Source organism: Mitsuaria sp. WAJ17, assembly GCF_014174515.1.
Lineage (GTDB): Bacteria > Pseudomonadota > Gammaproteobacteria > Burkholderiales > Burkholderiaceae_C > Roseateles_B.
On the sequence record NZ_JACJUG010000025.1, the window covers coordinates 1 to 11,737 of the forward strand.

Genomic DNA, 11,737 nt, shown 5'->3' on the forward strand with positions numbered 1-11,737 from the left:
GGGCTTGGTGCTCGCAGGTGCTGCCGCCGTGGCGGCGGGCGTTGCCGGCTTCACCGTGCCGCGGCGCGTGTTCGGGGTCGGCTTGGCGACCACAGGCTCCGGGGCCGGCACCAGCACCGGCAGGCCCAGGGTGTCGCGCAGGCGCTCGGCCAGTTGCTCGGATTCCTGGCGGGCGCTGCCGTGGATGCCGTCCACGCGGCGCAGGTAGGCGATGGCGGCAACCGCCGAGCGCAGGCCGGAGACGGCGATGATGTTGTTGGCAGTGGTGTCGTTGGCGTCCCGCGCGAGCACCTCCTGGCTGGCCACGATGGCCGCGCCATAGTTGCCGGCATCGAAATGCATCTGGGCCAGGACCTGCCAGGGGCGCGCACTGCCGGGGTTCAGGCGAGCGGCCTCCTGCAGCGCGGACTGCGCGCCCGCGACGTCATTGGCGGCCAGCAGCTTGCGGGCATCCTGGATGCGCACGTCCAGCGGAATTTCAGCGACGGGGGCCGGCTTGCCCTCTCGGGGCATGGTCTCGCAGGCGGAGAGACCGAGGACGGCAAGAGCGAGGCAAAGGGCCCGCAGACGGGGCTCGAGATGGAACTGCATATGGATAACTCCCTCGTAACAGGGCCTGTCGCGAGTGCCGTTGGCGTCTCTGGCGGACGGTTCCCGGAACTCAAGCTCGGGTGGATGCCGCCCTGCCTGGGCAGGAGGCGGCGCGATCCCGGTGGATTCTGTTGGTGGGCGACGGTCTGGCCCAGCGGCGCCGGGGTTACAGATGTAAATGGACGTTTTGTGAACAACTTCACATCTAACGTCGATCACACGCAGGTAAATCGCCTCTGCGGGCCGGGTTACGCCAGTAGCTTTTCGCTACAACTTGATGCGCTTCTGTTTCGAGTTAGCGCGGCCCCGGCTCAGCCCCTCACTTCACAATCCGTGCCGTGAAGTACCGAGACAAGAGCGAGGGAGCGCAGGGGATGGAGAAGGCGGTCAGCCTGTGGCGCGTCTATGGCGCCGGCATGGCACTGTTGGGCGCAGGAGCCCTCACGGGCTGCGCCAGCGCGCCCGGCGAAACCCTCGACAAGGCTCTGGAGGCCGTCGGCGTCCTGAAGAAGGCGGAAGCCCCCAAGCCACCGGTCAGCAAGGCCCTGCCCCTGCCTATCAGGCTTCAGGCCAGCCCCTCCCTGAACCTGGACGCCAAGGGCCGCTCGCTCGGGCTCTGGGTCCGCATCTACAAGCTCAAGCAGGCCGACGCCTTTCTCTCCGCCCCCTACGACACCTTCGGCAACAAGGAGCGCGAGCGCGAAGTGCTGGGTGAACAACTGCTGAGCGTGCGCGACGTGCAGCTCGTGCCCGGGCAGGCGCTGCGCGTCGAGGAGAGCTTCGAGCCCGAGCAACCCTTCGTGGGCGTGGTGGGCCTGTTCCTGGCGCCAGCACCGCAACGCTGGCGCTACGCCTTCAAGACCGAGGGTCTCTCGCCACAGGGCCTGATCCTGGGCGCCCATGCCTGCGCGCTGAGCGTGCAACAGGGCGAGCCGGTGGGCGTGAACCGCGCATTCGCCCAGAGCACGCCGCCCTTCTGCTCCTGATCCCGCCTGCCCCAGAACCGCCTAGCCCGGACCCATCCTCATGCAAGCCAGCAAACCACTGTGGGGCGAAGGGCTGTTCCTTCGCCCGCAGCATTTCCAGCAACAGGACGCCTATCACGAATGGCGCCTGGTTCAGATGAGCCGCGCCCTGCACCCCTATGCCCACGGCCTGATGCAGCTGAAGGTGGACGAGGAGTCCTTGGCCGCCGGACTGCTCCGTGTGGACGAGCTGCGTGTGGTGATGCCTGACGGCGAACTCGTGGATGCCCCCGCCGAGGATGAGCTGCCGGCCGCCGTCAGCCTGGCGGACTGGCCGGTGCAGCAGACCGAGATGGTTTTCTACCTTGCCCTGGCGCCCCTGCGAAGCGCCGGCAGCAATGTGGCGGACAGCCGCGAGGCGGCGCGCTCGGAACGCTATGTGCTGGATCAGCAAGCGGCCCGCGATATCTTCACGCAGGCGGCCGAGGCCGAGCTGACCGTGCTGCGCAAGTCCCTGCGCCTGCTTTCGGAGCTGGAACCCCGCTCCGGCCTGGTGACGCTGCCAGTGCTGCGTGTGCGCCGCGGCGCGGCCGGCGGCTTTGAACTGGACGCCGGCTTCGTCCCGCCCCTGCTGCAGCTGCGAGGCAGCCCACTGCTGCAACGCCGCCTGCGCCAGCTGCTGGACATGCTGCAGGCCAAGGTGGACGCGCTCTACGGCTTCCATCGCGAGCCCTCCAAGGACTTCATCGAGTTCCGATCCGGCGACGTCGCCTCCTTCTGGCTGCTGCACACCGCCAGTCGCGCCTTTGCCGAACTGGCCCACCTGCACTGGCATCCGCAGCTGCATCCCGAGCGCCTGTTCCAGGGCCTGCTCTCGCTGGCCGGCGCCCTGCTGACCTTCGCCAAGTCCTACCGCCTCGCCGATCTGCCGGTCTACGAGCATGAGAACCCGGGGGCAGGCTTCGACAAGCTGGAGCTCATCATCCGCGAGCTGCTGGACACCGTGATCTCCACACGCCATCTGAGCCTGGCCCTGACTGAGCAGCGTCCGGGCTACTGGCACGCGCGCCTGGACAGCGACTTCATCGGCGCACAGACCCAGCTCATGCTCGGCATCCGCTGCAGCCTGCCGCCACAGGAGCTGGTCGAGACCATGCCCATGCGGCTCAAGATCGGCGCACCGGACGACGTCGCCAAGCTGGTGCTCTCGGCCATGGCAGGACTGCGCCTGCAGCACCAGCCGCAGGTGCCCTCGGCCGTCCCGGTAAAGCCCAACACCTACTACTTCCTGATCGAAGCGCGCGGCCCCCTTTATGACCGCATGATGCAGGCCCGGGCGCTGTGCCTCTACGCACCCTCGGGCATCCCCGAGCTCCAGACCGATCTGATCGCCATCAACCCATGAACGCCGCCGTCCCCAGCCTCACCCCGGAACGCCCCGCCACCGCCCCTGCCGGCGCCCTCATGCGCCCGGCGCGCCTGGTGGACCTCATGGCCGAGGGCTTCACGCTGATCTTCCTGCTGCGCAGCGGCCAGAGCAGCACGGATGCCGAGGCCTTCCGCGAGGCCGTCCTGCGCTTCATGCAGGACTTCGAACGCCAGGCCCAGCGCAGCGGCGCCAGCGCGGAGGACGTGCATCTCAGCAAGTACGCCTTCTGCGCACTGCTGGACGAAGTGGTGCTGCAGGGCCATGGCCCGCTCGCCGCCGTGTGGCAGCTGCGCCCGCTGCAGCTTGAGTGCTTCGGGGACCAGCTGGCCGGCGACCAGTTCTTCCAGCAGCTGGAGAACCTGCGCCGCGAAGGCGCGCGCCGCCTGCCCTCCCTGGAGGTCTACCAGATGTGCCTGCTGCTGGGCTTCCAGGGCATGTATGTGCTGGAAGGCCGGGAGAAGCTGGCCTTCCTGATCGCTCGCTTGGGCGACGAGATCCAGTTGCACCAGGGCGGCCGTCGTGAGCTGGCACCGTTCTGGCGCGCCCCGGACCGCATCATCCACGTGCTGCGCACCGAGGTTCCTGTGTGGGCGGTGGCCAGCGGCTTCGCTCTGCTTGCCTTGCTGGCCTTCATCGGCCTGCGCACCGGTCTGCGACACCAGACCGAGAAAGACCTGGCCCCCTACCAGCAGCTCGTCCAGCTGCCACCTCGCCAGGCCCACGTGACCATCCAGCTCCCCTGAGGGGACAGCGGCGCGGCCGCCCCCTGGAGACCCGCCGCGAGAGACGGCCGCCCGCACTAGCCGGCTGTCCTGCCGGCCCCTGCCGATGGCATGCAGTACCCCGACCCTGGCCCCCTGGGTGAGGCTCAGGACCCCGGGCTCAAGCCGCTTGAATCAAGACTTGCCGCCGTTGCGCATCGGGCAGGCACGGTCCACGCCCCAGCGTCCGGCACAGGCCTGGGCCCGGCACTGGCTGGCATCGGCACCTCGCAGGCCCTTGCATTGGGCCAGGCTCACCTTGGGCGCCGCATCAGGGCTCTCATTGAAGTCGTGAGGCGCCTGCTGCTGGTCCAGATGCTGGACAACGGCTGCCAGCAACTGCGCATCCGGATCGGCGGCGGCCGGCTTGCCGTTGCCCGCGGCCGTGCGACCGCGCGCAGCCTCAGCCTTGGCTGCTGCACGCTTCTGTTCCTTGGTCTGCTCCTTGGGCCCCACGCGCCTGGCCTCGCGGGGCACGGCCGCAGCCGCCACGGGCGCCGCCGGAGCCAACGCCTGGGAAGCCAGGGCCGACTCCTGCGGGGCCACTGTCCCGACAGCGCCGGCAGGCATCGCTTGCGCCAGCTGACCCGCACTCGCGGGTTGGGCCGGCACGCTTGCCAGGCTGCTCAGGGCCGCACTGTCCGGCTGGGCCATGACGACAGCGGAGTCCTGCGGCGCATCGATGATGGCCGCGGGACGCGATCCCAGTGCAGGGTCCTGAGCGACCACGGCAGCGGGCGGCGCCGGGCGGATCGACAGCTCAGGCGCCACGGGCGCTGGCTCACGCGCCGGGCTGGAGGGCCACAGCAGCCAGGCCAGCCAAAGGCCGCACAGCAGCGCCGCCGCGCCCAGCGCCCAGACCATGGCACCGCCGCTGCGGCGACGCGGCGCCTGCGCCTGCAGGTCCTCCAGGGACAGCACGGACAGCAGACCGTCGGCATCGGCGTCGCCCGGCTCGGGGGCGCTGGTGCGCACGGCGTTGGCCGAATTCGCAGTGGTGGCTCGCAGGGTAGGTCGACTCAAGAATGACTCCAACAGATCAAGGTCCGGCCAGGACGTGCGCGGCAGCGCTGCAAGCGGTCACGATTTCCTGTTTGCAGCGCCCGCGGGCTCATGGTGGAATGCTCGGCGCGCCGCAGGGCGCGCTGAATTGTCGGCACCCGCGAAGGCCGGCAGGTGGCTTCTTACCCTTGGTTACCCCGGTGACATTTGCACTCCTCGTCTGGCTGGTCGTGGCACTGAGCTGCCTGGGCATCTACTGGTTCGGCGTCCACCGCCCTGCTCGCAGCGCCTCGGGTCGATCTGAGCCGGTGGACCGCAGCGCGGCCTTCGCCGCCGCGGGGTCAGCGTCGGCCTCCGCCCAGCCGGGCAGGCCGCAACGCCAGGCCGGAGGCCTTCGGCAGCGCCTGCGACCCTGGATGTGGGCCGCACTGGCCCTGCTGACCCTGCCGCCCCTGCTGGTCGTGCTGAGCGGCTGGCGCCTGCGTCTGAGCCTGCCGGAGCAGACCCCCGGCACGCAGGACGAACGCCTTGCCGCCCTGCTTGCCGGCGAACAGCTGGTGCCCCCCCCGCCATTGCCGCCGGAGGTCTTCGCCCGCGCTCAGGCAGAGGGACTGGCCGTCGAGATCGTCAGCGCCGACCGCCGCTGGGAGCTGCTTGACGCAGGTTTCCGCCAGCGCCTGCTGGCCGTCTACAAGGCCATGCGCGAGCAGGGCTACGAGATGGTGCTGCTGGAGGGGTACCGCAGCCCGGAGCGCCAGGCCATGCTGCAGCGACAGGGTCCGCAGGTCACGCAGGCTGGCCCGATGCAGAGCTACCACCAACATGGGCTGGCCGCCGACAGCGCGTTCCTTCGCGAAGGCCGGCTGGTGATCAGCGAGGCCGATCCCTGGGCATCGCAAGGTTACGAATTGTTTGGTCAGGAATCCGAGCGTTACGGCCTGCGATGGGGCGGGCGCTGGCGCATGCGGGACTATGGACATGTCGAGTTGGCCGTGCCAGAGAAGAAGAGCACCGCGCCGACCGCCGGCTGAGCCCTGCAAGCCATTGCAGGACTTGCATCGATTGTTACAGCGCCTCACAGCTTGACGCCGGCAGGCGTGCGGAATTGCACACCTGCTGGATAGACTGCGCCCGCAGCGGCCCGTGTTCATGGGGCTTTCCGCGCATTCATCCGTCCTGCGGCAGGCCCTTGCCACGCAGGGTTCGCATGAACTGACGAGAAGAATTCCGGCACACGCGTCATGGGAGGGCCACGCCGCCAAGGCGATGGCTGGGCGCACCCGTCGCCAAACGGGCAGCCAACAAATCGGTTAGCAAATGCAACGACTCTGGTCCTTTCTGTTCGACACGCGGGTGATCGCGGTGATCGGTCTGGCTGCACTGGCAGCCTTTCTTTTCCTGGGGGCCGATACGCTGCAGCTGGCGCTGTACTGGGCCTTGCTGATCTTGCTGCTGGCCGTGCTGGCCTGGGGTGGCCTGCAACTGCTGCGCTGGCGCAAGGAACGGCGTGCCGCGCAGGCCCTGGAGCAGGCCGTGGACCAGCAGGCCGTCGCCGCAGGCAAGGCGCTGGGCTCCCAAAAGCAGGCCGAGGCGCAGGACCTGCGCGAGCGCATGCGCGATGCCATCCGCATGCTCAAAACCTCCCGCATCGGCCAGCACCGGGGCTCGGCGGCGCTGTACGAACTGCCCTGGTACATGATCATCGGCAACCCGGCGGCCGGCAAGAGCACGGCGGTGGCGCGCTCGGGTCTGCACTTCCCGCTGGGCGACCCCTCGGAGAACATCATCCAGGGCGTGGGCGGCACCCGCAGCTGCGACTGGTTCTTCACCTCGCAGGGCATCCTCCTGGACACGGCGGGCCGCTATTCGGTCTACGAAGAAGACCGCGCCGAGTGGCGCAGCTTCCTGGGCCTGCTGCGCAAGCACCGACCCAAGGCGCCGATCAACGGCATCCTGATCGCCGTGAGCCTGGCGGAGCTGCGCGGGCAGCCCGCCAATGCCGTCGTCGATCTGGCCAAGCGACTGCGCCAGCGCGTGCAGGAGCTGACCGAGACGCTCGAGGTGGTGGCCCCGGTCTACCTGGTCTTCACCAAGGCGGACCTGGTCGCCGGTTTCACCGAGTTCTTCGAGGGCAGCCAGGCGGAGGAGCAGGAAAAGGCCTGGGGGGCCACCCTGCCCTATGACGACCAGACCAACGCCCAGGCCCTGCAGCGATTCCAGAGCCACTTCGACACCCTGGTCGATGGCCTGAAAGCCGCCAGCGTGGCGCGCCTGAGCCTGCATCGCGGCGAGGAGCTGCCCCCCGGATTGCTGGCCTTCCCTGACGAGTTCGCCTCCCTGAAGCCCGCCCTGCGCAGCTTCGTGGCCACCCTGTTCGAGGACAATCCGTACCAGTTCTGCCCGGTGCTGCGCGGCTTCTACTTCACCTGCGCGGTGATCGAAGGAGAGTCGCGCAGCAGCTGCGCCGAGAAGGTCGCCCAGCGCTTTCGCCTCAGCGGCTCACTGCCCGCGCTGCGCAAGCAGGCCCCGACAGCCCAGGGCATGTTCCTCAAGGACCTGTTCACCAAGGTCATTTTCGAAGACCGCAACCTGGTGCGCCAGTACACCTCGCGCCACAAGGTCCGGCTGCGCATGGCCAGCTTCGCTGGCGGCGCCCTGACCCTGGGCCTGCTGCTGAGCCTCTGGACCTGGTCCTATATGGGCAACCGCCAGTGGGTGGCCAGCGTCCAGGCCGACCTCGAGAAGGTCCAGATGCTGCAAAAGGGCCGCACCGACGTGGCCGCGCGCATGGAGGCGCTGGAGCTCATCTCCGACCGCCTGGCCCAGCTGGAGACCCTGCAGCGTGAACGCCCCTGGAGCCTGTCCTTCGGCCTGTTCCAAGGCCAGGCAGTGGAGCAGCAGTTGCGCCGCGAGTACCTGGCAGGCCTTAAGGAGCTGGTGCTCAAGCCGGCTGCCGGTGAAATGGAGTCCTATCTGCGCGAGGTTGCGCGCCACAGCGCGCATGACCTGCAGGCGGCCACTCCGGCGGCAGGCGCCTCAGCCCCGGCCGGCGCGGCCCCTGCCGCCGTGGCACAGCGGCCCGCATCCACGCTGTACCAGCAGGCCTCGGCGCTCAATGCCGATGAAGCCTACAACGCCCTCAAGGCCTACTTGATGCTGGCCGAGCCCGAGCGCATCGAGCCCAGCGTGTTCAGTGACCAGGTCACGCGCTTCTGGCGCCAGTGGCTGGAGGCCAACCGCGAAGGCCAGTCGCGCGAGGAGCTGGTGCGGGGCGCGGAAAAGCTGCTGGCCTTCATGGGCACGCAGCTGAACCGGCCCGGCTTCCCGGCGGTGGCCATGAATCACAGTCTGGTCGATCAGTCTCGCGAGCTGCTGCGCCAGGTCGTCAAGGGTCTGCCGGCGCGCGAGCGCGTCTATGCCGAGATCCGCGCACGAGCCGCCGCACGGTATGCGCCAGTGTCCGTGGCTCGTATCGTGGGCGATGCCGGCCGCAGCAGCCTGCAGGGCAGCCGCGTGGTCAGCGGCGCCTTCACCCGCGAGGCTTGGACCGGCTATGTGCAGTCCGCCATCGACGATGCGGCCAACAAGGAGCTGCAAGCCGAGGACTGGGTCCTCAAGACGGCTCAGCGCGACGACCTCACGCTGGAGGGCAGCCCCGAGCAGGTGAAGCGGGCCCTGGTCCAGCTCTACAAGGCGGAGTACGCATCCGAGTGGCGTCGCTTCGTGCAGGACATCAGCGTGCCGGAGTTCGCAAGCTTCGAGCAGGCCCAGCAGCAGATGAACGTGCTGGGCGACCCTCAGCAGTCGCCGATCGGCAAAGTGCTGCAGCGCGTCTGGGACGAGACCGCCTGGGACAACCCCGGCCTGCTCAATGGCAAGCTGTCCGAAGGCCGTGAAGGCGTGCTGAACTGGATCAAGCAACGCCTCTTCGGCCAGGCCCCGGTGCAAGTCGAGGTGAAACTGGAGGCGCCCAAGGCCGAGATCGCCCTGGGGCCCATCGGCAAGGAATTCGGCAGCCTGCAGCGGGTGATGGTGGCGGCCGATGGCCAGTCCGCCCTGCTGAAGTCCTATCTGGAATCGCTGGGCAAGCTGCGTGCGCGCTTCAACCAGATGAAGAACCAGGGCGACCCCGGCCCTGCCGCGCGCCAACTGCTGCAGCTGACGCTGGAAGGCCAGGGCTCGGAGCTGGTGGACGCACTCAAGCTGGTGGACGAGCAGATGCTCAGCGGCATGCCTGACAGTACCCGCGCCGTGCTGCGACCCATGCTGGTGAGGCCCCTGCAACAGTCCTTCGCCGTGCTGGTGCCGACCGCCGAGCAGGAAATCAACCGCGTCTGGCAAGCCCAGGTCTATGAACCCTTCCAGAAGCAGCTGGCCGGCAAGTACCCGTTCTCCTCCAGCTCGCGCATCGAGGCGGCGCCGGCCGACATCGCCAAGGTCTTCGGCGCCCAGGGTGCCATCGCCAAGTTCGCCGACCAGACTCTGGCCGGCCTGGTGAATCGCCGCGGCGACACCCTGCAGGCCCGCACCTGGGGCGAGCAGGGAATCCGCCTGCTGCCCGAGTTCAGCTCGGCCTTCGGCAGCTGGATGGCAGGCGGTGAGGCCGCGGGTGGCTCGGCAGCGGCCGGCGGCGGTGCAGGGGGAGGTGCGGCGGCCGCCGACGCCACGCAGTTCGAGATCCAGGCCCTGCCCGCACCCGGCCTGAGCGAATACACGCTGGAAATCGACGGCCAGGTCCTGCGCTACCGCAACAGCGCGCCGCAGTGGGTCAGCTTCGTCTCGCCCTCGCGCCAGGGGGCGCCCGGTGTGAAGATCAGCGGTGTGGACTTTGAGGGTCGTCCGGTGAGCTTCCTGGAAGAACCCGGCGGCATGGGGCTCCAGCGCATGGTGGAGGCCGCCCAGAAGCGAAAGACGCCCGAGGGTCTGCATGAGCTGCGCTGGACCCAGGGCAAGCTCAGCGTGGCCGTGATGCTGCGCCTGGTGCGCCAGGCTGCCGGCACTGGCGGACCGGCCACCGCGGGCGCATCGCCCGGCATGAGCGGCATGGCGGCCCTGCGGGGTCTGACCCTTCCCGCCCAAGTGGTCGGCCAGCTGGGCGGGGAAGCCCGCCAGGCCAGCGCCGGGGCCGCGCCCACCACGCCGGCAAACGGGGGCTGAGCGATGCTGACCACTCTGGCCTCCGCCTGGCCCCTGATCTATTTCGGCAAGCTGCCTTGCCGCGGCGACTTCATACGCTCCAGCAACGGCCAGGCACTGATCGCCCGCCTGGATCCCTGGTTCTCCCAGACCCTGGCGCGCTTGGCCCACGACGTGCGCTGGCGCCTGTTGTGGGAAGACTGCCCGCCGGTGGATTTCGCCGTGCTGGGCTCCCGCAGCCAGGTTGGCCTGCTGGGCCAGATCCGCGCCAGCCAGGACGCCTCCGGCCGGCTCTTCCCCTTCTCCATGACCGCGCAGTTCCCGACCTCCCAGCCCATGAGCTGGCTCGGCGAGGGCAGCCTGCAGTTGGGTCCGGCCTGGGAGACGCTGGAAACGCTGGGACAGTCCCTGGTGCGGGCGGACAGCTACGAGGCCGTCCAGGCGCTGATGGGGCGCACCCAGGCCCTGGAAGTGCCGCCCGTCGATGCCGCCTGCCGCGCGCAGTGGCAGGCCCTGTTGGAGGAGCAGGGGCTGCTGGACCTGGAACTGGCCATGTCCAGTGATGGCCGGCGGGTGGACCTGCGCCGCTGCGTGATTGCCCTGGGCATTCTGCTGGAGCCCCTGCGCGAGGAGGGGCCGCAGGCCCTGGCCAAGGGCCTTCAGCTGCCCATGCCTACAGCGGAACCGCTGCGCAGCCAGGCCTTGGCCTTCTGGCTGCGCCTGCTGGCCAGCCAGGTCCAGCAGCATGGCGTGGAGCTGGCCCTGATGCTGCCGCGGCGCGCGCCCCAATGGCTGATGCTGAGCTTCCATGGCGCCAGCACGCGGGCGCTCTGCGCCGCCCTTCATCCCGACATGGCCCAGGAAGACATGATCAGCCTGGACGAGCCTCTGTGGGTGGATGACTGCCTGGGGGAATGGCGTGAACTGATGCGATGGTCCGCGGAGCTGGAGCATCCCGGGCTCTCGCTGCGCGAGGTGCTGCGCGGCTTCGAGACCGTGTTTAGCAATGATGGACGGTAAACAGATGGTGAAGCGATCGATCTCCCGCACGCGGGTCCTGGACCTGGGACTGGGCCTTGGTCTCGCCGCGCTGGCCCTGCAGGCCTGGAGCGCACCGGCAGCCGTGCCCCCAACCAGGGCCGCGCGTCCCGTCGTCGCCAGCGGCGAGGTGCCTGACGAGGCCACCAAGGCCGCCGTGCTGCAGCGCCTGCGCGACCAGTACGGTGCCGACCAGGTGGTCAACGAACTCCAGGTCGCCGGCGTGCAGATGCCGCCCAACTGGCTGCAGCATGTGCAGAAGCTGCTCGCGGATCCCCTGCTCAAGCAGGTGCGCAATGGCCAGCTGATCGTGCGCGGCCAGCAAGTCGAGCTGCAGGGCGAGGTCGCCTCCGAGGCCTTGCGCCAGGATGTCGCTCAGTCGCTCTCCCAGCAGCTCAACGGGGCCTACAGCCTCAAGAACGCCCTGCGCGTGGGCAGTACGGAGCAGGGCCAGCTCGATCAGGTGCTGGCCGGCCGGATCGTCGAGTTCGAGCCCGGCAGTGCCGTGCTGCGACCGCAGGGCATGGCCCTGCTTGACGAAATCGGCGGCGTACTTCAAACCGTGCAGGGCAAGCGCGTGCAGATCGTCGGCCATACCGATGGCCAGGGTGAACGGGCGAGCAATATCACGCTGTCACTGGCACGAGCCGACGCCGTGCGGCAGTACCTGGTGCAAAAGCATCGTCTGCCGGCGCAGCAACTGTCCATCGACGGCATGGGGCCCGACCAGCCGGTGGCGAGCAATGCCACGGAAGAGGGGCGAGCCCGCAACCGCCGGATCGAGTTCCGCGCCGGGATCTGAGTCCCGGGCTGCC

9 protein-coding genes are annotated in these 11,737 nt (G+C 69.1%); 7 read left to right on the forward strand and 2 right to left on the reverse strand.

Translation table 11 applies throughout. The features are described from left to right. The coding region (locus H5407_RS18185) for a tetratricopeptide repeat protein (RefSeq protein WP_183105906.1) at window positions 1-591 on the reverse strand (591 nt) is incomplete at its 3' end. A gap of 338 nt (window positions 592-929) precedes the next feature. On the opposite strand from H5407_RS18185, the gene tssJ reads away from it, so the two are divergent. From tssJ to icmH, 3 genes are read left to right on the forward strand one after another with little or no spacing between them, the layout of a single operon-like run. Next, a complete protein-coding gene (gene tssJ / locus H5407_RS18190; RefSeq protein ID WP_183105907.1) occupies window positions 930-1,577 on the forward strand; it encodes a type VI secretion system lipoprotein TssJ in 648 nt (215 codons plus the stop codon). Between the two features lie 40 nt (window positions 1,578-1,617). After that, the gene (tssK, locus tag H5407_RS18195; protein WP_183105908.1) at window positions 1,618-2,961 is read left to right on the forward strand and encodes a type VI secretion system baseplate subunit TssK; all 1,344 of its coding nucleotides are present in this window, start codon (window positions 1,618-1,620) and stop codon (window positions 2,959-2,961) included. After that, window positions 2,958-3,728: a type IVB secretion system protein IcmH/DotU gene (icmH, locus tag H5407_RS18200; protein ID WP_183105909.1), complete on the forward strand. Its 771-nt coding sequence runs from the start codon at window positions 2,958-2,960 to the stop codon at window positions 3,726-3,728. The genes tssK and icmH overlap by 4 nt, the downstream gene beginning before the upstream one ends. Window positions 3,729-3,881: 153 nt before the next feature. Here the strand turns inward: icmH and H5407_RS18205 are convergent, their stop codons facing one another. Next, entirely contained in the window at window positions 3,882-4,769 is an 888-nt protein-coding gene (locus H5407_RS18205) for a hypothetical protein (protein WP_183105910.1), read from the reverse strand. 179 nt (window positions 4,770-4,948) lie between these two features. Between H5407_RS18205 and H5407_RS24730 the strand changes: the two genes are divergently transcribed. The 4 genes from H5407_RS24730 (at window position 4,949) to H5407_RS18225 (ending at window position 11,724) form a co-directional block, all read left to right on the forward strand. Next, on the forward strand, window positions 4,949-5,779 hold the full coding sequence (locus H5407_RS24730) for a M15 family metallopeptidase (RefSeq protein ID WP_310737669.1): 831 nt from the start codon (window positions 4,949-4,951) through the stop codon (window positions 5,777-5,779). A 286-nt stretch (window positions 5,780-6,065) separates the two neighbouring features. Beyond that, a complete protein-coding gene (tssM, locus tag H5407_RS18215) occupies window positions 6,066-9,905 on the forward strand; it encodes a type VI secretion system membrane subunit TssM (protein WP_183105912.1) in 3,840 nt (1,279 codons plus the stop codon). Between the two features lie 3 nt (window positions 9,906-9,908). Then, entirely contained in the window at window positions 9,909-10,904 is a 996-nt protein-coding gene (tagF, locus tag H5407_RS18220; RefSeq protein ID WP_183105913.1) for a type VI secretion system-associated protein TagF, read from the forward strand. A gap of 4 nt (window positions 10,905-10,908) precedes the next feature. Then, the gene (locus H5407_RS18225) at window positions 10,909-11,724 is read left to right on the forward strand and encodes an OmpA family protein (protein WP_183105914.1); all 816 of its coding nucleotides are present in this window, start codon (window positions 10,909-10,911) and stop codon (window positions 11,722-11,724) included. Window positions 11,725-11,737: the final 13 nt, after the last annotated feature.